Raw genomic sequence first — 23054 nt, 5'->3', positions numbered from 1 at the left:
TAGGTTTAAAAAGTTAACATAGATTCATGACAGGAAAACTATACTTAGTACCAACACCAATAGGCAATCTAAAAGACATGACCTTTAGAGCAATTGAAGTTTTAAAAGAAGCAGACCTCATCCTTGCCGAAGACACCCGCACTAGCGGAAAGCTATTAAAGCACTTTGAGATAAACACACACATGCATTCTCACCACATGCACAACGAGCATAAAACAACTGAGAATATTGTTGCTCGTATTCAGGGTGGAGAAACTATTGCATTGATAAGCGATGCTGGAACACCAGCCATTAGCGACCCTGGTTTTTTACTAACCCGCGCATGTGTTGCCGCTGGGATTGAAGTCGATTGCTTGCCCGGCGCCACCGCTTTTGTACCTGCGCTTGTAAATAGTGGACTGCCCAATGATAGGTTTATTTTTGAAGGGTTTTTACCCGTAAAGAAGGGACGCCAAACAAGATTAAAAATACTGGCCGAAGAAACCCGAACCATGATTTTTTATGAGTCTCCGCATAAACTAGTAAAAACATTAGGACACTTTGTAGAATATTTTGGCCCAGAGCGTCAAGTTTCTGTCTCTAGAGAAATTACAAAACTACATGAAGAGACCGTTCGTGGAACCGCTGCCGAAGTTTTAACTCATTTTGAAAACAAAGCACCTAAAGGAGAAATCGTGTTGATTGTTGCAGGTAAATAATTAAAAAGAAACCCTTACACTCAAATTAGGCGTGAATCCTAAAGACGATTCTTCAAAAACTTGAATTTTATCATTATCATTTGTGTAATATCTATTAAGTATATTATTGTGGTTTAATACATTCCATAAAGAGAGCCCTATGATACTATTTAATTTTGGACTAATCGTAAGCTTGTAAGTTGCCGAAATATCTGCTCTAAAGTAATTATCGAGCAAATCACCATTGGGTGTTGTGTAATTTATAGTTCCATTTTCTTCATTTGCAATAGCAGTTGTTGGTAAACCAGAATGCCAATTAAACCCTATAGCAAGTGCTAATTTATTGTACGTGTAATTTGTAGTAAAATTGACCGCATGCTGTATCGCTACATTATTTGGAAATTTAAATCCATTATTCAGAGATTCAAATCTATATTCATTTCTATTTACAGAATAGCTCATCCAACTCTTAAAATTACCCCATTTTTTATGCGCTAAAAAGTCAAGACCATTTATAGTGTAACCGCCCGTTGTATTTGTAAATTGAAATTGGTTTTGAAACCCTTGGCTTCTGGATGAAATTCCTTCAACATCTTTAACATATCCCTCTGCACTCAAAAGCCACGTGTTTTTTTTATAATGTAAACCCAACGATACTTGCCTACTATAAACAATGGGAACTGTGCTATCATTTGCTAACACCCATCTTCGTTTTTCGATGCCTAAAAAATCGTTTTGACGGTCAATTATTTGTGTGCTCGCTTGATGTTTTAATTCTCCTAAAAGTTCTATTCTAAAGTTCTTTGCAAATTTTTGACTCGCAGAAATTCTTGGCTCAATAAATGCCTCTTCAAATTTTCTGTAGTGAGTTACACGTAAACCACCTCTTATATTTGTGTTCCTCTTCGCATATTCAAATTCGCTAAAACCTGCATGAGAGCGAATAACTTCTTTTATATAACGTTTAAAATCCGGCCTGTTTACATCTTCTAAATTTGACATTCCCACCTCAGCAAATTGATACCCATTTATCCATTGTATTGTTGGTGATATTATATTATTAATCTCAATTTTAATTCCAGTATCTAAGACTTCATTTTCTTGTAGAATTTGCTGGTTATTTATAACATCAAAATTTTTAGCACGCAGCATATAACTAGAAACATATCCTGAAATTGATGTTGTAAATATGGAATTCCATACACGATTATATTTTAATTTTCCCGAAACATTTTTTTGGGAAAGTCCGCTTTCTAATGCTTCGGGGAAGTCTGAGATTGTAGCTTCTTCTAGATAATTTAATCTATTGTCAATAGTCAAAAAAGACCCTTGAATTTTATCTTTTTTAGTTACATCATAAATTAATTTTGTGCTAACATCATAAAAGTAGAATTCCTCATTTTTAGTTATAGTCCTGTTGTAGTTAGCGCTGTTGTTTGTTACATCTGTATCTTGAAAAACACGGTCAAAATATTGATTATAAGTAACCGTATTAAAAACATCTGTTATAGACCTTCTTGCCGAAATTTGTAGTCCCATTTTTTCGCTAAGCGGAAATTTTAAGTATCCATTACCGTGCAATAAATTAAACCCTGCGCCGCCCGTATTTTTATTATTTACTGCATCCGAAAGTTCCATTTGCACCGTGCCAGAAACACCATCCCCAAAACGTGCCGAAGTACCATTTTTAGTAACAGAAACTGAAGCAATCGCATAAGGATCAAATGCTGAAATCATCCCAAAAAAATGACCTGATTGGTACATTTTTATTCCATCCCATAGTATGAGATTTTGGTCATTTGTCCCACCTCTTATATTTAGATTTGCAATGGTCTCATCTGTGCTCGTAATTCCTGGGAGTGCTTTTATAGTTTGCATCACATCTGGCTCAATAAGGCCTGGAAGAATATCAAAATCTTTTGGTGTAATTTTAATCGTTCCGTCTGCATTTAAGTTTATTCCTTTTGTTAGGTAGTGTTGAATAATAACAGTATGCAGTTGTTCTATTTGCGGCATTAATACAGTTACAGGTTTTTGAATGACGATAGATTTTCTATCTATCACTTTAAAAATTAACCCTGTTTGTTCTTTAAGAATAGTTAAGGCTTCTTTAAGTGTTACATTTTCGGGAGGAACGCTTGATTCAATATTTAACAATGTGGTGTTTAAAAAAGAAAAAGATACATTATAGCGAGTTTCTAGTTGTTCGATTATAGAAATAAGCGGTACTAATTCGGTTTGAATTTGTGCCTTTAATGGCTGCATCAAACCGAATAGAAATAAAAGTAAAACCGCCGCGTATTTATTCACTCGATAGTTGGATGTTTTTTGTATCAATAATTGTGGCATTAATATGCAATGGTAAAGTAATTGCTTGTAATGCTTTTTCTAGATTGTTGTGTGGAAAGCTTCCTGTAAATATTTGATTGGTGTCAATATTTCTTACCTTAAATTTTAGATTATATTGTCTTTCAAATTCGGTAAGTACATATTTGTATTGTTTGCTTTTAAAGGTGCTTTTTCCGTTAATCCATGTGGGGATTTTATCAATCACCGAGCTGTCAAATGAAAGTCCATTTTCCGAAGAAAAAATTTCGCCAGGCTTTAAAACATGGATTGTATTTTTAAAGTTTACCTGTACTGAACCTTCAAAACAAACAACTTCAAAAAATGAATTGCGATCGTTGATGTTAAATTGTGTTCCAAGTACGGTTACTTTTCCTTGAGTGGTTTGTACAACAAATTTTTTTCCTTTAGCTACTTTAAAGTGTGCCTCTCCGTTTAAAGAAATATTTCGATTGTTGTTCCAATTTTTTTTAGAATAAGAAATGGATGAGTTTGCATTTAATTGTACTATGGAGGTATCTGGCAATGTTACTTTTTCTATTTGGGCTGCAATAGTTTTTACGGTTTTGATTTGGTTGTTTGAGAACTTAAATATCCCGAAACAAATGATCAATACCGCAGCAATTGGTAATAGTATTTTTTTCCAATGGGCCGTTAGTTTAGTTTTTGGTTTTATATTTTTTTGAAGTTTTTTAAGCTCTAGTTCTGTTTCAAAATCAGGTAATGAAATATGCTTCATTGCTCGTGAGAGTTTTGTCAACTCGGCATAATCTTCTAATTGTATAAAGGCTTGCTCTTCACTTTTGGTGAGGTCGTGGTCTAGCCATTTTTGTATGAGTTGTTCTCGTGTCATTATATATATAACAGGCTGGTTAAAAAAACTCCTACCCTAAATTTGATTTAATTATAGCTCTTTGATTTGGGCTTTCATTTTTTTTAGTGCGCTATAAATTCTTTTTTCTACTGCTTTCTGGCTAATGTCTAGAATTTCGGCAATTTCTCTATGTTTTTTTCCTTCGGTTCGGTTAAGGAGAAATGCGACTCGTTCTGCTTCGGTTAAACTAGCAATGGCTTTTTCAACTTTTTCAAGATATTCTCGCTCTTCCATCAAAAACTCAGGAGTTTCATGGGTGTCACTTTTCGGCTTTGCCTTATTAAATTTTAAAACTACTTTTTTATGGGCAATTTCGTTGAGGGTAAAATTATTTGCTACTGTAAAAAGAAAACTCTTTGCTTTTTGGGGTGGTACATTTGAGCAGTTATTCCATAGTTTTAAAAATGCATCTTGCACTTTATCTTTGGGATTATATTGTGCGCCGTACTTATAAAATATAAAGTTGTGCAAATCCTTTGCATGTTTTTTAAACAGCGCATTGAATCTGTGTTCTTCACATACATTATTATGGAGTCGTTTTGACATGTTTTAATCTTACTACAAAGAAGCTATAAAAGTTTTACATTGTCAAGGTAGGAGTTTTTTAAAGTGTCTTGTTCTATATACAGAGCGCTCAAAATCTGAATTTTAAAACCAAAGACTATGAAAAATATTTTACAACACTATAAGAAAGCAACAACATATTTTGTGCTTTTTATTGCATTACTAGCGCTGACCACTTCGTGCCAAGATGAAGAAATGATTGTGGAAAACCCGCCTCCGGAAGAAAGTATTGTAGCAAATTCTACGTTATCAAATGCTATGCAAATGATGGCTACTAATGAAGTAGAAGTAACGACTGAGGCCATTGATTGTATAGATTTTGTCTATCCTATTTCGTTTTCAGTTTATAATACAGAGTTTGTTATAATTGATACTGTAGTAATTAATAATGCGCAGGAACTTTTAGTATTCTTGGCGTCTCTAATTTTGAATCCTAACCAAATTGTAAGTTTAAATTATCCTGTTTTTTTAGAAAAAGCTGACGGAACTATTATCGAGGCAAACAACAATGCTGAGCTTTTAAATATCATAATTACTGCTCTTGTTGAATGCGATGCAATGGTAGACCCAATGAATGATTGCCCTCCTTTGCTTGTAAGTGCAAATCTGCAGGAATGTTTTTGGTATCCTAAATTATATGATGGTTTAAATGACTTTAAATACAATCATATTACATTTATTAATGATAGTATTTATAATATGACTGGCTTTGGATATAGTGGAGCTGCAAGATATGATGTATTTGAACAAGAAGGAAACACGTTTATTCAATTTAGAGAAAATCCAGTGCTTATGTTTGATTTTGTAAGTGGAACTTGGCAAGTACAAGAATGTGAAGAAAATGAATTAGCGTTATTACATACCGAAAATGAAATTGAGATGATTATCGCGCAAGATTGTGGAGAAAATCTTAACGGCTGTTTATATGGGGGATTAGGTATTTGTGATGATGATGGAGATGGATTAGTGACAACAAATTTTTGTGATATTGTTACTGATAACTCCTGCACTAATACAAGTGCATATACCGTAAACTGGTTTCAAACAATTGAAGATGTTTATGCGCAAATAAATCAATTGCCTTGCGAATTTACTTTTCCAGAACCTGATTTTGGAATTGACACAAAGTTTTACTATTCAATCAATGATAGCACAACAAATGAAATATTATATATAGACCTTTTCATTTTTGAAAGTAATAGTTGTGGTGGTTGTAACAATCCTGGTATTTTGACAGAAGATTTGATTGTTTATATCCCTTTTTCTGGTCAATTTAAAGAACTAATTAGTGACCAACCATTAGATATTGATGGTTCGTTTTTAGGTCTTGATAGAGATAACGGTTTATGTGCTATTGAGTTTACTGAGACTAGTGATTTTATTTCTTTTGATACTGCACCTGAAAATTGGATTGATGGTAATGGAGATTTTTCAATTAGTATTTGGTTTAAAATGCAAAATGATGTTTTAGGCGACTACGAAGTAATGTTTAGTACAGGACAATATCAATCTGATGGTTTTGTACTTGGGATTACAGATTTTAATACTCCTGTTTTTAATGCTCTTTCCAGTAATGTTTTTAGTTTATTCGATAGTGACTGGAATCAAGAGGTTGATGTAATGTGGGATAATACAGACTGGCACCATTTAGTAATAACACATGAGGGTACTACATCAAAAATGTATAGAGATGGTATTTTACGTGATGAAAGTGACATAGATATCAACATTGGAGGTGCTATTGATACTGGTTATATTTTAAATAGCCAAAATTATAGAGGCCTTCTTGATGACCTTCGAGTTTATAAAAGAGCACTCAATGAAACTGAGATAAATACATTATTTAATCTTGAAGTAGACTGCTACGACTGTCTAGATTAAGTGTTTTTAAGTTTGTTTACGTTTTATGAAAGAGAGGGTTGTTCTTTGTTGAGCAGCTCTCTTTTTTGGCATACGCCGAAATATTAAACAATAGAAACTGTACCTTGTAACTAGAATAATTATTTTGAAAAACCTACTTAAAGAAATACGAAATTGTAAAGTCTGTACTGCACATTTACCATTGGGTCCAAGACCTATTATTGAAGCGGTTCCAAATTCAAAAATAATTTTAATAAGCCAAGCACCTGGACGTGTTGTTCACGAAAAGGGAAAAGCATGGGCAGATCAAAGCGGTAAAAAACTACGTCAATGGCTTGGTGTAGATGAAAATACTTTTTACAATACAAATAACTTTGCTATTCTACCCATGGGGTTTTGTTATCCTGGAAAAGCAAAAACAGGAGATTTACCTCCTAGAAAAGAATGTGCACCTCTATGGCATGAGCCAGTTTTAAATAAACTTAATAAAGTGCAACTTATTCTCTTAATAGGTAGTTATGCTACAAATTTTTATTTACCAAAAGATGGTAGAAACCTTACTCAGCGTGTAGAAAATTATAACGAGTATCTTCCTCAATATTGGCCACTCCCCCATCCTTCACCAGTAAATAGATTTTGGAGAGCAAAAAACCCTTGGTTTGAAGAACACTTAGTTAGTGAATTGCAAACTAAGATTACTAAAATTCTTAAATAGTTTTAATCTATCATTTCTTAATAAAATCTTAACGTATTTCAACAATCGCTGCCCTTTTTGTAAATTGCACATTCTATGAAATTATACCCCATCGAGGCAGGAAATTTTAAGTTGGATGGCGGCGCTATGTTTGGCGTTGTTCCTAAATCACTTTGGACTCGAACCAATCCTGCAGACGCTAATAATATGATTGACATCGCAGCGCGTTGTTTGTTAATTGAAAATGGCGACAGACTTACATTAATTGATACAGGAATGGGCGATAAACAAAGTGAAAAATTCTTTGGGTATTACTATCAATGGGGAGATGATACTCTTGACAAGTCATTAAAAAAATACGGTTTTCACCGTGATGATATTACAGATGTTTTTATGACTCACCTACACTTTGACCATTGTGGTGGCAGTGTGGAATGGAATAAAAATAGAACAGCATATAGACCCGCTTTTAAAAATGCGACTTACTGGAGTAATCAAAATCATTGGGATTGGGCTACAAAACCTAATCGCAGAGAAAAAGCCTCTTTCCTTTCAGAGAATATATTACCTATGCAGGAAAGTGGTCAATTAAAATTTGTGGATGGTCCTTCAAGTTCTATTTCCGAAGAAAATATAAAAAAAGATTTTTCAAAAAATACCCCACTTGATTTTGGACTATTTTTTGCTGATGGCCACACAGAAAAACAAATGCTTCCTATGCTAGAATACGATAATAAAACTATCGTTTTTATGGCAGATTTGTTACCCACAGCTGGACATTTACCATTACCATTTGTAATGGGGTATGACACTAGGCCATTACTAACAATGCCCGAAAAAGAAAAATTTTTAAACAAAGCAGCAGACAACAATTATTATTTGTTTTTAGAGCACGATGCTCACAATCAAATAATTACAGTTAAACATACAGAAAAAGGCGTAAGATTAAATGAAGTCTTAACGTGCAACGATTTATTTAATTAATAATAACTATGAATATATTAAAATCCTCTTTGGTTGCGGCTAGTGCTGCATTAGTCCTATCAGGTTGTGGATCAACATCTGCTCCTATAATTGCTACTCCAGTAGCTAATATTGATACACTTCCTTTAAAAATAACACCACTTACTGAAACACAGTTGAAAATGTGGAGTGCTGCAGATTTGGCTACAGACACCATTCCTGGAATGGCTGTAGATAGAACATATGCAGAGCTATTGACTGGACGCACTGGTCAAAAAGTAATCGTAGGTGTTATTGACAGTGGTGTTGATATTGAGCATGAAGATTTAAAAAATGTACTTTGGACAAACAAAGGAGAGATTCCTGGCAACAATATTGATGACGATAAAAATGGGTATATAGATGATATCCACGGTTGGAACTTCCTAGGAGATATAGTAGCCGAAAACATGGAGTATGTGAGAATTGTAAGAAAGCTAAAGCCTAAATATGAAGGCAAAACCGAAAGTGCAATCAGCGCTGCAGACCGTGAAGAATTTGCATTGTATCAAAAAGCACAAGCTGAAGCTGAGAAAGAAATTCAGCAAACAAATGCTAACGTACAACAATACAGTGGTATTTTAGCACAATTAAAGCCTGCACATGCTGCCATAAGTACAAAACTAGGGACAGAGGATTACTCTAAAGCAGACCTTGCTGCTATTGAAAGCCCAACCGAAGCTGAGCAACAACAAATTGCGTTACTTACTCAAATGCTAAACTACGATGATAACATTCCTGCATTTATCAAGCAACTTAATAGTGGTGTTGAATATTTTGAAGGGAGACTAAATTCTCACTTTAGTATGACTGAAGACTTTAGAGCTGCCATAGGAGATAATCCAGACGATAATAGCAACCCTTACTACGGTAATAATGATGTTGACGGTCCAGATCCTAAGAAAGCAGACGCAAAGCATGGAACTCATGTTTCAGGAATTATTGCTGCACAACGCAACAATGGTATAGGAATGAATGGTGTGGCTAGTAATGTAGAAATTATGGTTGTACGTGCTGTACCTGATGGAGATGAGTATGATAAAGATATTGCAAACGCTATTCGTTATGCAGTCGATAACGGAGCAAAAGTATTAAATACTAGTTTTGGTAAATATTACTCAACGCATCCAGAATGGGTGAATGATGCGATTAAATATGCTGCTAAGAAAGATGTATTAATCGTAAATGCAGCTGGTAATGAAGGTTTAGATTTAGATGCAACTCGTGTGTACCCTAATGACCAAGTAGGTGCAGATGCAGAGATTAGTGATACGTTTTTAACTGTGGGAGCATTAAACTATAAGTATGGTGGAGATCTAGTTGCAAACTTTTCTAACTATGGTAAAACAAACGTTGACGTTTTTGGACCTGGAGTTAAAATCTGGGCAACAACACCTTTAAATACGTACGAATATTTACAAGGAACATCTATGGCGGCACCTAATGTTGCGGGTGTTGCGGCGATGATTCGTTCTTACTTTCCTAAATTGAGTGCTCAACAAGTAAAGCAACTTTTAATGGATAGTGGTCTTTCAACAAAGACTCCAGTAGTTCTTGGTGGAGATCCATCAAACGTAGGAAGTTTTGGTGAGATTTCTACATCTGGAAAAATGGTAAATATGTACAATGCCTTCATTATGGCATCAAAAATGTAATAAACAAAGTAATTAAGTATATTTAGGCTGCTTTTTTCTTCGGAAGTAAGCAGCTTTTTTTAATGTATAATCAAACGACTATGAAATCAATTTTTAAAATTTCCGTAGCCCTTCTTTTCTTCGGAAATGTGATGGCTCAAAACAATACTAATTATTGGCAACAACATGTAGATTACACCATGAATATTGATGTGAATGCAGACGCCAATCAATACAAAGGTGAGCAAACATTAGTGTACACCAATAATTCACCTGATGTTCTTGATCGCGTATTTTACCACCTTTATTTTAACGCCTTTCAACCAGAAAGTGAAATGGACGCACGTTCTTTATCAATTGAAGATCCAGATGGGAGAGTGGGAGATCGTATTTCTAAGTTAAATCCAGACGAAATAGGCTACATAAAGCCTACGATGCTTACACAAGACGGGAAGCCTTTGCAATATGAACTTGCAGGTACTGTACTTGAAGTAAAACTCAACACACCTATACAACCAGGTGCAAAAACTACTTTTAAAATGGAATGGGATGCACAAGTACCTTTACAAGTGCGTCGTAGTGGTAGGGACAATGCAGAAGGGGTTAAATTTTCAATGTCGCAATGGTATCCTAAATTAGCAGAATATGATTTTCAAGGATGGCACGCAGACCCATACATAGGACGTGAATTTCACAGTCCATGGGGAGATTTTGATGTAACAATTACTATTGACAAAGATTATACAGTAGCTGCAACTGGTTATAGTGCAGAAAATGTAAAAGACTCAAAAGAATACAAAGAGGTTAAAAAAGCTAAAAAAGGAAAACGCTCTTGGAATTTTGTAGCACCTAATGTACATGATTTTACTTGGGCTGCAGATAAAGATTATATCCACGACCAGTATATGGCTGATAATGGAGTGACATTAAATTTTTATTATAAAGATAATGATGAAATAAAAGAAAATTGGAAAAACCTTCAGCCTAAAACCGCTGAGATGCTTGCCTATTTTAATGAGCACGTAGGTCAATATCCTTACAAACAATATTCTGTTATTCAAGGTGGAGATGGCGGTATGGAATATGCGATGGCTACATTAATTACTGGTAATAGAAAATTTGGTAGTCTTATGGGTGTTACAGCACACGAGCTTGCACACACATGGTTTCAGTTTTTATTAGCAACAAACGAAGGAAAGCATGAGTGGATGGATGAAGGATTTACTTCGTATATAAGTTCAGAAGCTATGAATTATATTAATAATGAAAACAACCCTAATGTACACGCTGGTTCTTACCGCGGGTATCAGTTTTTAGCAACAAGTGGTAAAGAGCAGCCTGCAACTACACATGCGGATAGATATGCAGCAAACCGAACGTATAGTATTATAGCTTATGCAAAAGGTGCTGTTTTTCTTTCTCAATTAGGTTATGTGATTGGAAAAGAAAATCTAGACAAAACATTAAAAAAATACTTTGAAGACTGGGCTTTTAAACACCCAACTCCAAACGATTTTATTCGTGTTGCAGAAAAAGTAAGCGGTCTAGAATTAGACTGGTACTTGATGGATTTTATGCAAACGACAAACACTATTGATTACGGTATTAAAAGTGTAGAAACTAGAAAAGATGCTACAGTTGTAACACTAGAGCGCATTGGATTAATGGGGATGCCTATTGACCTTGATGTAACGTATACAGATGGTACACAAGAACAATTTTACATCCCATTGCAAATGATGCGTGGTGAAAAAGCTAATCCTTATAATGGACAAAAACGCACTGTGGCAAAAGACTGGGCGTGGGCTTATCCAACGTATGAGTTGAATATACCAAGTACTAAAAAGGTAAAATCAATGATGATTGATGCTTCAAAAACAATGGCAGACATCAACGCAGAAAACAATAGTTGGGGTGAGGAATAGTTTTTAGCTTACGCTAAAATTTTAAGTAATTAAAGCCTCTTGAGTCTCTTTTGTAGATTTAAGAGGTTTTTATGTTTTTAAAAAAATATGAGAGCATTGTCTGTTTTTAAATCACGGTTATGAAATAGATTACTATTTATTTGTCAGTTCAAACTAAGTATCTTTACATCATGAGTTTTAAATTTCCGAAGCAAGAAAAATTAAAATCCCGCAAGGTAATTTCGCAATTGTTTGCTGAAGGAAAATCGTACTCAAAATTTCCAATAAAGGTGCTCTATTTGCCTGCTGATGAAGCTGATGTTACAAAAGTAACTTTCGCAGTGCCAAAAAAGAATTTTAAAAAAGCCGTTTCTAGAAATCGTATAAAACGCCTATTACGAGAAGCCTATCGTTTGAATAAAACTGAATACCTTGAAATTAACGGCAAGAAGTTTGTTCTTTTATTTATCTATCTAGGTAAGGATGAATTTGAGTTTAAAAAAGTACAAAAAGCTATGGTTTTTGTATTAAAAAAGCTAAACCTTAGCAGTACTTAACCTGTTTTGATAAACACTTTAGTCTTTTAGTATTGTTGTAATCATTATATTTATAATTCGTCATTCTAAAAATCGAGACTTTAATTACGTAAATAAGATAAAATGATAATTTGCGTTATACTTCTGAAGAAAAATTTATAATTCTGGTTACGTTTCCGAAGAAATTTAAATCATCCTTTTTTTGAGAACCAGAAATAAAAGACTCGCTTACGTGAGTAAATAATAGTTTCCCGACTTCTCGGGCATATAATATGAAAAAGAAAATTATAATTCCATTCCTCGCAGGTGTAGTGCTTTTGACTACTGTAGGGTTTACTACAACAGTAAAAAGCGACTTTTTTGAAATCGCTAAACAACTTGAAATTTTTACAACACTTTACAAGGAGCTGAATATGAATTATGTGGACGAAGTAACACCAGCCACATTAATGGATAATGCAATTAAGGGCGTTCTAGCAGATTTAGATCCTTACACTGTGTACTGGAATGAACAAGCTGTTGAGGATGCACGTATTAAAAATAGTGGTGTTTATACGGGTATTGGTGCCACTGTTAGAAATGCAAAAGACAAATTAATTATCGTAGAGCCTTTTAAAGGATATCCTGCTGATAAGGCTGGATTAAAAGCTGGTGACGAAATTATTAAAGTAGGAAATACAGCCATTGATGGTTATGAAGATGAGCCTTTAGATTTACTAAAAGGTAATCAAGGATCAAAGGTTGAAGTTACTTTCAACCGTCAAGGAAAAACTCAAAAAGTATCAATTGAAAGGGATGCAGTTGAGGTAAATGCTGTACCGTATTACAAATTGATTAATGAGGATATAGGGTATATTGTTTTAAGTAAATTCAATAAAAAAACAACAAAAGAAACACAAAGCGCACTTGAAAATTTAAAACTACAAGGAGCTAAAAAAATTGTTTTAGACTTACGAGGAAATCCTGGTGGGCTTTTGAATGAAGCAATTAATATTGTTAATCTATTTGTTCCTAAGGGCGAAGTGGTTACTACAACACAAAGCGTTATTGAAAAATATAATAAAGTATATAAAACAACTAAAGAGCCGGTTGATACTGAAATTCCTTTAGTTGTATTAGTAAACGGGCGCAGTGCCTCGGCTAGTGAGATTGTAAGTGGTGGGTTACAAGATCTAGACAGAGCGGTAATTGTAGGAGCGCGTAGTTTTGGGAAAGGTCTTGTACAGCGTCCTAAAAAATTGACGTATGGTACTCAGTTAAAGGTTACAATATCTAGGTATTATACACCAAGTGGTCGTTGTATTCAAGCACTTGATTACTGGAATAGAGATGAAAATGGTGACCCCGTACGTGTAGATAGTAAAGAATACAATGCATTCAAAACTAAGGGAGGAAGAACAGTTTATGATGGTGGTGGAGTTTTGCCAGACATTGAGCTTGAAACAGCGGTATTTAGTCCAATAACAACGGCGCTATTAAAAGATAATGCCATCTTTGATTATGCTACCGAATTTTATTACAAGAACAATAGTATTGATCCTGCTACATTTGAATTTACAGATGCCGAATTCAATAAATTTTTAGCTTTCTTAAAGCAGAAAAATTTTAAATATGAAACCGATACTGAAAAGAAGTTTGAGGAAGCTTTAAGAAACGCTGAGGACGATGATATCAAAAATGAGATAAGTAATGCTTACAATGCTTTAATGACTCAAATTGCAGCTGCAAAAGAGCAAAAGCTTATTAAGAAAAAAGTTGAAATCAAATCTTTATTAAGTGACGAAATTTTAAAGCGTTATTTCTATAAAGAAGGTTTATACGATTATCAAATTGTAAATAACCCTGAAATTCTTGCAGCTATTGATGTATTGAATGATGAAAAAAAATACAAAAGAATATTAAAGTAAGTTTTTTGAGATGATAAGAAATTTGTGGAATGAAGAATGGAAAGTCATTGATTTTGATGAGAAAATTGATGATAAAGAAAGGTTTAAAATATCTAATTATGGAAGAATTATAAACTGTAAGAACGAAGATGAATTTTTGATGAAAAAATCATTTATAAATGGCTACCAAACAATATCTCTCAAACAAAAAAAGAACGGAAAGTCTACTAGTAGGTATGTACATAAACTAGTAGCTGAACATTTCCTCAAGAAAAATGTTGGTATTTATGTGATTCATTTAAACTACGAAAAAAAAGAAAATCATATAGATAATTTAAAATGGGCTACTAAAAGAGAAAAAGAAATCCACCAGTTTAGTAATCCTGAATATATTAACAGACCAAAAAAAATTACATATTCAAAACTTACAGAAACAAGGGTTAAATTGATTAAAAGAAAACTGAACGATCCTAATCGCAAAACACGTTTAAAAATGATTGCGAAACAGTTTGGAATATCAACAATGCAACTGTATAGAATTAAAACAGGTGAAAATTGGAGTAGTGTAACAGAATATTAATTAATGGAAACTTTTCTAAACTTTTTTGAAACAATGCCTATTTGGTTAAAAGCTGGATGGGTGTTTTTTGTATTAGCTGTTTTTTGGATTTTAGAAGGATATTATTCTCTTTCAACAAAACCCTATAAAAAATGGCGTCATGGTAAAGCTAATTTTATCCTCCTCTTTTTTGTAATGATAATTAATGCTGTTTTTGGTATTGTAACCTTAGGAGTTTTCACTTGGTTGGGTGCTGAGCGCTTTGGATTACTCTATTTAATTAAGGCTCCTATTTGGGTTGAGTTATTATTATCTATTCTAGTTTTAGATATAATTGCGCAGTACGGCGTTCACTATTTATTGCATAAAGTACCTGCTATGTGGCGACTTCATATTGTACACCACAGCGATAAACATGTGGATGCAACAACAGGAACCAGACATCATCCGTTCGATTTTATTATTCGTGAAACTTTTGCACTTGTAGCGGTTATTATTATGGGAATGCCTATTTCATTCTATTTGTTCTACCGCATTTTAAGCGTTGCATTTACATATTTTACTCATGCAAATATCAAACTTCCACTCAAACTAGATAAAGCCTTGAGCTACGTTATTGTAACTCCTAACATGCATAAATTTCATCACCATAATCAACTACCATGGACAGATAGTAATTATGGAAATATGTTTTCAATATGGGATAGACTCTTCGGAACTTTTGTCTACGGAAATATTAATAACATAACCTATGGAGTTGACATTGCAGATCATACAGATGATGAAAATATTCTAGTTCAGTTAGGAATTCCATTTAATAAAAATGTGAAAAGTAAAACACTTTAAATAATCAATTAACAGCCCTTTAACGCACATTCCCATTTAATAACCTTATACTTAGGGTTATGATACAAATAGATAAACGCGAAAGCACAGAGACAATTAAAGAAGCTGTTGAATATTTAGAGAACAGAGATTACGAAAATATCAAAGCAGATATTGAAGGATATGAAACTCCTAAGTCGTATCATAAAAAGGATGGTGACGTTAAAGTAACGCCAGATATTGTTGCTGAACGTGCTGGAATTAAGCACTATTTTGAAATAAGCTTAAAGTCGGAAAAACCAAATTTATTAAAATCAAAATGGCGTTTTCTAGAAGTACTAAGTAGAATGAAAAAGTCTAAATTCAAGATTTTTACAAGAAAAGGACATTACAGTTTTACAAATACAATGCTAGATGATTTAAATATGGAGAAAAACATGATTAAATTGTAATCATAGCAACATGAGGAATACCATCTTCAAGATAGCCCTCGCCTATTTGATGGAAACCATGTGACTCATAAAATTTTATCAAATAGGTTTGTGCTGAAAGTTTAATACTTTCAGTATCAAACCTATTTTTTATAGCCTCTTTTGATGCTTTCATAATATCGTGACCGTATCCGTATTTTCGCTCGTTTGAGTCCACTACAACTCTTCCTATTGCTGCTTGGTCAAAATAATACCCTGGAGGAAAACAGCGAGTATATGCCACTACCTTATTTTTTTTCATTCCAATTATATGTAACGCCTTTGCATCTTTTCCATCAATATCTTGATACACACAATCTTGCTCCACTACAAAAACTTCACTACGTAATTGCAAAATATCATGTAGCTCATAAATAGTTAATTTGTCAAAGGTTTTTATAATGATATTCATAATAGGTTATTAATTTAATCTTGTACAATAATATCTTTTACATCATCTTTATTCCATTCTGGTTGTAAAGTAACATGATTAATTTTGTAGTCATGAAACAATAAAGCTTCTACAGTTTCACTAATATCATCAAATTGAGAGATTGTAACATCTTGTTCTATTACAATATGTGCTTCAAGGTGAATTTCTTTTTCATTTAATTGCCAAACATGTACATGATGCACATTTTTTATTTCTGAAATGTTACAAATTTTAGCACTTATCTCTTCGATATTTAAATGATCTGGAGTATAAAGCATTAGCACTTTAAAACTTTGCTTAAATAAGTCCCAACCCATTACAATTAAATAAATAGCTATTAAAACTGTTAAAACACTATCTACCCAAAACCATCCATAGTATTTCATTAACAACCCACCAATCAACACAGCTACAGATGCAGACATATCTGTCAATAAATGCAAATAAGCAGATCGCATATTCATGTTCTCTTTACTATCTTTTTTAAGTAATAAAACACTAAACCCATTAGCTACAATACCTAGTAAAGCCAACCAAATAACTATTGTACTCTCAATTGTTTGTGGATCAAGAAAACGTTCTACAGCTTCATAGATTAAATAAATTGCTACTAGAATTAAAGAAAGTGCATTGACAAAAGCTGCGATGATTTCAGCACGTTTATAACCAAAGGTTTTAGTAAGTGACGCTTCTTTCTTGGAATATAAATCTGCTATATAACTAACTACTAAAGAAATAACATCACTAAAATTATGTAGTGCATCACTCAATAACGAAAGACTTCCTGAAATTAGTCCACCTATTACTTGTGCTACTGTAATAGTAATATTAAGAAAAATTGATATAAGAAGATTACGACCTTTCAAGTCGTTGTGAGAATGTCCATGAGAATGTGAATGACTCATGATTTAAATTGTCGATTTAATTGATGGATTTACAGTTTGTAATGCAGTAATAAAAGCTTTTTTATTTATTGGAGAAATTATAACACTATCATATGTATTAAATTTTATTTCAATCCTATCCATTGAAGCAGCTGGCGCAGCAATTATTGAATTAGTTTTTTCAATACTCTTAATACTTTTTATAGGTATAGCTGGATAATTAAGTAATCCAGATTTAATATATAAAGTAGTTTCTTTAATTATATAACGCGTTCTCAAAAAAAGATCAATACAAAAAGCTAGTAATAATCCAATAAATAATTTTAAAAACCACCCTCCTAAAGTATCAATTGTTTGGTCAAAAACTATCTTTAAAATGAATATTACAAATAGTACTAAGAATAATCCTAGAAATATAAAATTAACTTTAGACCTAAACACTTTCATAACAATAATTGTTAAGAACAGGATATTTTATCAACTCTATTTTGATGACGACCACCTTCAAAAGCTGTATTTAAAAAAGTTTTTACCATTTTTACTGCTTGAGGTATTGAAGTGAAACGTGCTGGAATACAAATTATATTAGCATCATTATGTAATCTCGTTAACTCAGTAATTTCGTTTGTCCAACAAATACCAGCTCTTACATTAGGATATTTATTAGCTGTCATTGCAACACCGTTTGCACTTCCACAAATAAGAACACCAAAAGGAACATCACCTTCATTTACCGCTTTTGCTACAGGATTTGCAAAATCTGGATAATCAACACTGTCTAAAGTATCTGTACCGTGATTAATAACTTCATGTCCTTGTTCCTTTAAATAAGCAACAATTGCAAATTTATAATCTGGTCCTGCATGGTCATTTCCTATGGCTATTTTCATCTTTATTATATTTCTATTACTCGTTTGTCGCTTTTTAAAGACAGGCTAAAGACGTGTAATGTTTTAATTAATACTTCTATCTTGGTAAAGATAAAAATAGTTATTGGGTGAATGGTTTACATTTCAATAAAAAGTAATGGCATGATAGTGGATAAAGAATAATTGTAGCTATTAACATTTAACTAACAACAATGTTAATATCTACATGGAAGAAATCGAAAGAAAAATTTGCACAATTGTTTCAAAAAATTCATATCCATTTTTATCTGAGAATTCCTAAATATAACTATCCAATTTATAGGTAAGTTTTCAGACAAATAATTGTAGTTCCAAACATTGAAATTAAAATTATTTATCAAAAATGAGTTGTGGATTAGCGTTATCAACAATTGTTAACTAAGGTGTGTAATGTATTAAATTTCAGAAGAAAATAATATTCATATCTTGTTAATAACCTATCAAGAACAAACTATAAAGTTTAAAACAACGGTTCTTCAATAAAGTTATGCTACATATTAACATACCATTATATACATCATTTTTATTTTAAATTTTTAAAAAGAAAAAAGTATTATATATATAATTGTTGATAACAGGGATAACTTTGAAAATGGAATTTTTACTTCGGAAAAGTGACAAGATTTTAAGAGTAGTATTTTTAATTTAGAAGAAATATTTTAAACCACAGATAAATGACTATCATCTTCTAGCGAGTTAATAATAAGTCTTGCTTTATCAATATCACTAGGGTGCACTTTTAAACGAATGCCTCCAAAAGCGTTGCTATGAAAAGGAAGCACGCTAATCATTGTTTCGTTTTGAAAAAAATAATGCAATTCAGCCTGCTCAAACAAATGTTGAAGCACAGCATATTCACTGGGGAATGTAAAAATGGCAATTGTTTTATAGTCTTCCATAGCCTTAGATAAGCATTTTAAAATTACATATATTTTTATTTATAATTATATAAAGTTATTTTAATGTTACGATACCTTTAAAAGTAACACCCACAATGCTAAAACTTTACAAATAAGAGACGGTTTGATTTTATTAAACCTACTTTTACATTAAATAATAATAAGATTCTCACATTTTTGAGAACAAAAAATACCCGCTTTTGCGGATCATGAATATGTCGAAAAGAACAAAACAAAAAAGAAAAAAAAATACAGATGGTCTTGAACAAAAAATATTAGAAGTCCTACGAAAAGACCATTCAAACCCTAAAAATCATAAACAAATTGCTGCAAAAATGGGCGTTGATGACGCAAATAGCCGCAACCAAATTATAAAAAAATTAAAAGAATTACAAGTAAAAAAGACCATTCAAGAAATTGAACGTGGCAAATATATTATTACACCAAACCAAAATTATTACACAGGAAAAGTAGATATCGCTGGACGTGGCCAAGGCTACATCATAGTGGAAGACTTAGAAGATGATATTCTGGTAAAGAATAAAAATCTTAATAAAGCATTACAAAATGATATTGTAGAAGTCTATGTTTTTAAACGTCGAAGAGGCGGAAAAACTGAGGGCGAAGTAACAAGAATCATAGAACGCCATAAAACCGAATTTGTAGGAACAATAGACATCAAAGAAAACTTTGCATTTGTTGATACCAGTGACCATAAAATGTACACTGATATTTTTGTTCCCAAAGCAAATATAGGCGATGCAAAACAAGGTGAAAAAGTACTTGTACGTATGGATGATTGGCCAGAAAAAGCAGATTCTCCTTACGGTACAGTTATAAAAAGTTTAGGAATGCCTGGTGAGCATAATACAGAGATCCATTCAATTTTAGCTCAGTATGGATTGCCATATGATTTTCCCCCAGAGGTGGAGGAATATGCAAATACATTAGATACTAAAATTCATGCTTCGGAAATTGCTAAACGGCGAGATATGCGCAAGGATTTAACTTTCACTATTGATCCTAAAGACGCAAAGGATTTTGATGATGCTCTTTCATTTACAACTTTAGAAAACGGAAACTACGAAATAGGAATTCATATTGCAGATGTATCTCACTATTTACAACCAGGATCTGTGCTTGATGATGAAGCTTACGAAAGAGCAACCTCTGTTTATTTAGTTGATAGAGTAGTACCTATGTTACCAGAAATTTTATCAAACGGTGCTTGTTCCTTAAGACCTCATGAAGAAAAATATACATTTTCTGCAGTATTTGAAATGAACACTAAAGCCGAAATTGTTAATAGATGGTTTGGTAGGACAGTTACATACTCAGACGCTCGTTTTGCGTATGAGGAAGCGCAACAGATTATTGATAATAATGTAGGTAAAAACAGCAGTGATAATAATCTGGATCTTAACATTTCGGCAGACATATCAATAACAGATAAAGCTTACAAAGTGGATGCTCCTATAGCATCTGCAATTATTGAAATGGATAGACTTGCTAAGATTTTAAGAAAAGCAAGGATGAATGCTGGAGCTATATCCTTTGATAAAGTAGAGGTTAAATTTATACTTGATGAAGAAGCAACGCCTACTGGTGTTTATTTTAAAGAAAGTAGAGATGCTAACAAATTGATTGAAGAGTTTATGCTTCTAGCAAATAGAAGTGTTGCTGAATTTATAGGCAAAAAGAAAAATAAACAAGGAGAATCAAAAACGTTTGTATATCGTGTACACGATGAGCCAGATGATGAAAGGATTGCAGCGTTAGAGAATATTATTAAGCAATTTGGTTATAAATTAAACACCAAAGACAGAAATTCTACAGCGCAATCTTTAAATAAATTATTAAAAGATGTCAATGGTCGTAAAGAGCAAAACATGATTGACACACTTGCTATCCGTACAATGAGCAAGGCAGTGTATACAACACAAAATATAGGTCACTATGGACTTGCCTTTGATTATTATACACATTTTACTTCGCCTATTCGTCGTTACCCAGATGTAATGGTACATCGTTTATTACAACGATATTTAGATGGTAAAGAAAGTGCTAAAAATGAAAAATACGAAGATCGTTGTGCACATTCAAGTGAGATGGAAGGACTTGCAGCAAGAGCTGAGCGTGATAGCATTAAATATATGCAGGTTAAATATATGCAAGACCATAAAGATCAAGAATTTAAAGGCGTTATTAGTGGTGTAACAGAATGGGGAATTTACGTAGAAATTATTGAAAATAAGTGTGAGGGAATGATAAGGATTCAAGATATGCAAGATGACCATTATGAGTTTATCAAAGAGGAATATGCTGTTGTTGGACAACGTAAACATAAAAAGTATGTCTTAGGTGATGAAGTACAAGTAAAGGTTAAAAATGCCGATTTAGTAAGAAAACATTTAGATTTTGTATTTGTATAATTTCATTTTTGGAATAACTATTGTAAAACACATTATAGAAAACAAAAAAAATCATGAAAAACCTATTTACGTTAGCATTAGTTTTATTAACAACATTTACTATTGCCCAAAACAGAGAAGAAACAGTACCACAATTCAATGAAATTAAAGTATTTGACCTTATTGAAGTTGAGCTCATTACTGCAGATGAAAACAAAATTGTAATCACTGGAACTAATGTAGATGATGTAAAAGTTGAAGTGGATGACAAGGATATTTTAAAAATTAGAATGAAACTTGATACTCGCTTTAATGGTAATGACACGCAAGTAAAAGTATATCATACAGGTGTTACTATTCTTGATGCAAATGAGGGTGGCGAGATTACAAGTGCTCAAACTTTTAAACAAGAAAATATTATTATTAGAACTCAAGAAGGTGGTGAAGTTCGTATAACATTAGATGTTAATAACGGTGAGTTTAAATCTGTTTCAGGAGGTTCAATACAAGCTTCTGGGATGATTGTTTCTCAAGAAATAACAGTTAATTCTGGTGGTGGATTTAGAGGAGAAGATTTAAAATCTCAAAATACTGAAGTAAAAGTCACCGCTGGGGGAGCTGCAGATGTTTATGCTAGTGAAAAAGTAGATGCAAAAGTCACTGCTGGTGGAACTATAACTGTCTATGGAAATCCTAAAAAAATCAATAAAAAGAAACGCTTAGGAGGTAAAATAATCATCAAAGAGTAACTAAATAGCTTCCATATATAGAAAGCATAAAAGGTTTTGTATTTTTACGAAACTATTATGGACGGACTTCTATTCGCAGCTTTCTACGGTTTTATTATGGCATTTGCCGTAGGTCCTGTCTTTTTTACACTTATCGAAACTAGTATAACTAAAGGTTTTAGAGCTGGTTTAGCCTTTGATGGAGGTGCAATTTTTGCAGATATTATTTTTATTTGTATTGCCTATTTTAGTACAACTAAACTTCTAGAACGTGTAAAAAATGACCCTGCATTACTCATTTTTGGTGGAGGAATTTTAATAGCTTATGGTATTATTTCTTACATACGTACGACAAAATCTTTATACAAAATAGTTAGAGAACATCATGCACTAGAAGTAAAGAAAAATCTTGGAAGTCTCTTTATTAAAGGGTTTTTCTTAAATTTTGTAAATTTTGGAGTACTTGCTGGATGGGTGGGTATGATTATTCTTGCAAACGCAAATGCAAAGAGTGAACGGGGTGTAATTCTTTTTATAACTACGGTGCTTGTTGTTTTTATAACTATTGATATTTTAAAAATAGCACTTGCAAAAAAATTAAAAAGTAAAATGACACCTAGATTTACAGTTAAGACAAAAAAATGGGTAAGTCTCTTAATTGTTGGTTTTGGTGTATTTATGTTATTAGAAGGTATTTTTCCTGCACAGGTTCAAAAGGGTATTGATAATTTACCAACTCCACTTGACCCATTAGAAAAGCCTATTCCACCAGTAGTTGAGTAATTTTCTTGTCTTCGGAAATGTGACTAATCATTTTCCTGTAAAACATAAAAAAACCAGTCTTTTTGAGACTGGTTTTTTTGGAGGCATCTAGCGGATTCGAACCGCTGTAGAAGGTTTTGCAGACCTCTGCCTAGCCACTCGGCCAAGATGCCGTTTTTTATGTAAAGGCAGGAATCT

General features: G+C 32.9%; 22 protein-coding genes and 1 tRNA gene. 14 read left to right on the top strand and 9 right to left on the bottom strand.

What is annotated here, in order from left to right; genetic code table 11:
- Positions 1–26: 26 nt before the first annotated feature.
- On the top strand, positions 27–698 hold the full coding sequence (gene rsmI / locus GB234_RS02035) for a 16S rRNA (cytidine(1402)-2'-O)-methyltransferase (RefSeq protein ID WP_151892839.1): 672 nt from the start codon (positions 27–29) through the stop codon (positions 696–698).
- Here rsmI and GB234_RS02030 read toward each other — a convergent pair whose 3' ends face one another.
- Genes GB234_RS02030 through GB234_RS02020 form a run of 3 tightly spaced genes read right to left on the bottom strand, consistent with a single transcriptional unit; the run spans position 699 to position 4443 of the window.
- A complete protein-coding gene (locus GB234_RS02030; protein ID WP_151892838.1) occupies positions 699–2942 on the bottom strand; it encodes a TonB-dependent receptor plug domain-containing protein in 2244 nt (747 codons plus the stop codon).
- Positions 2943–2979: 37 nt separating this feature from the next.
- Positions 2980–3876 carry a FecR family protein gene (locus GB234_RS02025; RefSeq protein WP_151892837.1) on the bottom strand — a complete coding sequence of 299 codons (897 nt, stop codon included), beginning with the start codon at positions 3874–3876 and terminating at the stop codon, positions 2980–2982.
- 51 nt (positions 3877–3927) lie between these two features.
- A complete protein-coding gene (locus GB234_RS02020; RefSeq protein WP_151892836.1) occupies positions 3928–4443 on the bottom strand; it encodes an RNA polymerase sigma factor in 516 nt (171 codons plus the stop codon).
- Between the two features lie 117 nt (positions 4444–4560).
- Here GB234_RS02020 and GB234_RS02015 point away from each other — a divergent pair, with 117 nt between their 5' ends.
- From GB234_RS02015 to GB234_RS01970, 10 genes are all read left to right on the top strand, one after another.
- Positions 4561–6342, top strand: a complete 1782-nt coding sequence (locus GB234_RS02015; RefSeq protein WP_151892835.1) for a LamG domain-containing protein — start codon at positions 4561–4563, stop codon at positions 6340–6342.
- A 124-nt stretch (positions 6343–6466) separates the two neighbouring features.
- Complete coding sequence (locus GB234_RS02010) at positions 6467–7036, top strand: uracil-DNA glycosylase family protein (protein WP_151892834.1); 570 nt, start codon at positions 6467–6469, stop codon at positions 7034–7036.
- Between the two features lie 75 nt (positions 7037–7111).
- Complete coding sequence (locus GB234_RS02005) at positions 7112–7999, top strand: MBL fold metallo-hydrolase (RefSeq protein ID WP_151892833.1); 888 nt, start codon at positions 7112–7114, stop codon at positions 7997–7999.
- 8 nt (positions 8000–8007) lie between these two features.
- Positions 8008–9672: a S8 family peptidase gene (locus tag GB234_RS02000; protein ID WP_151892832.1), complete on the top strand. Its 1665-nt coding sequence runs from the start codon at positions 8008–8010 to the stop codon at positions 9670–9672.
- Between the two features lie 80 nt (positions 9673–9752).
- Positions 9753–11576: a M1 family metallopeptidase gene (locus GB234_RS01995; protein WP_151892831.1), complete on the top strand. Its 1824-nt coding sequence runs from the start codon at positions 9753–9755 to the stop codon at positions 11574–11576.
- 170 nt (positions 11577–11746) lie between these two features.
- Positions 11747–12112 carry a ribonuclease P protein component gene (gene rnpA / locus GB234_RS01990; protein WP_151892830.1) on the top strand — a complete coding sequence of 122 codons (366 nt, stop codon included), beginning with the start codon at positions 11747–11749 and terminating at the stop codon, positions 12110–12112.
- Between the two features lie 251 nt (positions 12113–12363).
- A complete protein-coding gene (locus GB234_RS01985; RefSeq protein ID WP_151892829.1) occupies positions 12364–13998 on the top strand; it encodes a S41 family peptidase in 1635 nt (544 codons plus the stop codon).
- A gap of 10 nt (positions 13999–14008) precedes the next feature.
- On the top strand, positions 14009–14557 hold the full coding sequence (locus GB234_RS01980; protein ID WP_151892828.1) for an NUMOD4 domain-containing protein: 549 nt from the start codon (positions 14009–14011) through the stop codon (positions 14555–14557).
- Between the two features lie 3 nt (positions 14558–14560).
- Entirely contained in the window at positions 14561–15382 is an 822-nt protein-coding gene (locus GB234_RS01975; RefSeq protein WP_151892827.1) for a sterol desaturase family protein, read from the top strand.
- A gap of 59 nt (positions 15383–15441) precedes the next feature.
- Positions 15442–15813 (top strand): hypothetical protein, encoded by a 372-nt coding sequence (locus GB234_RS01970; protein ID WP_151892826.1) that lies wholly within the window; start codon positions 15442–15444, stop codon positions 15811–15813.
- Here the strand turns inward: GB234_RS01970 and GB234_RS01965 are convergent.
- The 5 genes from GB234_RS01965 to GB234_RS01945 all read right to left on the bottom strand — a co-directional run bounded on the left by GB234_RS01965 (position 15803) and on the right by GB234_RS01945 (position 18955).
- Positions 15803–16243: a GNAT family N-acetyltransferase gene (locus tag GB234_RS01965; protein ID WP_151892825.1), complete on the bottom strand. Its 441-nt coding sequence runs from the start codon at positions 16241–16243 to the stop codon at positions 15803–15805. The genes GB234_RS01970 and GB234_RS01965 overlap by 11 nt on opposite strands.
- Positions 16244–16257: 14 nt before the next feature.
- Complete coding sequence (locus GB234_RS01960; RefSeq protein ID WP_151892824.1) at positions 16258–17169, bottom strand: cation diffusion facilitator family transporter; 912 nt, start codon at positions 17167–17169, stop codon at positions 16258–16260.
- Positions 17170–17172: 3 nt separating this feature from the next.
- Entirely contained in the window at positions 17173–17595 is a 423-nt protein-coding gene (locus GB234_RS01955; RefSeq protein WP_151892823.1) for a PH domain-containing protein, read from the bottom strand.
- Positions 17596–17606: 11 nt separating this feature from the next.
- On the bottom strand, positions 17607–18038 hold the full coding sequence (gene rpiB, locus GB234_RS01950) for a ribose 5-phosphate isomerase B (RefSeq protein WP_151892822.1): 432 nt from the start codon (positions 18036–18038) through the stop codon (positions 17607–17609).
- Positions 18039–18715: 677 nt separating this feature from the next.
- Entirely contained in the window at positions 18716–18955 is a 240-nt protein-coding gene (locus GB234_RS01945; protein ID WP_151892821.1) for a DUF2007 domain-containing protein, read from the bottom strand.
- A gap of 215 nt (positions 18956–19170) precedes the next feature.
- On the opposite strand from GB234_RS01945, the gene rnr reads away from it, so the two are divergent.
- The 3 genes from rnr to GB234_RS01930 are packed head-to-tail and all read left to right on the top strand — an operon-like array spanning position 19171 to position 22877.
- Positions 19171–21387 carry a ribonuclease R gene (rnr, locus tag GB234_RS01940; RefSeq protein WP_151892820.1) on the top strand — a complete coding sequence of 739 codons (2217 nt, stop codon included), beginning with the start codon at positions 19171–19173 and terminating at the stop codon, positions 21385–21387.
- Between the two features lie 53 nt (positions 21388–21440).
- Positions 21441–22115, top strand: coding sequence for a head GIN domain-containing protein (locus GB234_RS01935; protein ID WP_151892819.1), 675 nt, complete (start codon positions 21441–21443; stop codon positions 22113–22115).
- A gap of 57 nt (positions 22116–22172) precedes the next feature.
- On the top strand, positions 22173–22877 hold the full coding sequence (locus GB234_RS01930; RefSeq protein WP_151892818.1) for a LysE family translocator: 705 nt from the start codon (positions 22173–22175) through the stop codon (positions 22875–22877).
- Between the two features lie 78 nt (positions 22878–22955).
- Here the strand turns inward: GB234_RS01930 and GB234_RS01925 are convergent.
- A tRNA-Cys gene (locus GB234_RS01925) sits at positions 22956–23029 on the bottom strand.
- Between the last annotated feature and the right edge of the window lie 25 nt (positions 23030–23054).

The organism is Patiriisocius marinistellae, assembly GCF_009014635.1.
Taxonomy (GTDB): Bacteria; Bacteroidota; Bacteroidia; order Flavobacteriales; family Flavobacteriaceae; genus Patiriisocius; species Patiriisocius marinistellae.
The sequence above is the reverse complement of the archived record's forward strand: the minus strand, read 5'-3'. Positions and strand labels throughout refer to the sequence as shown.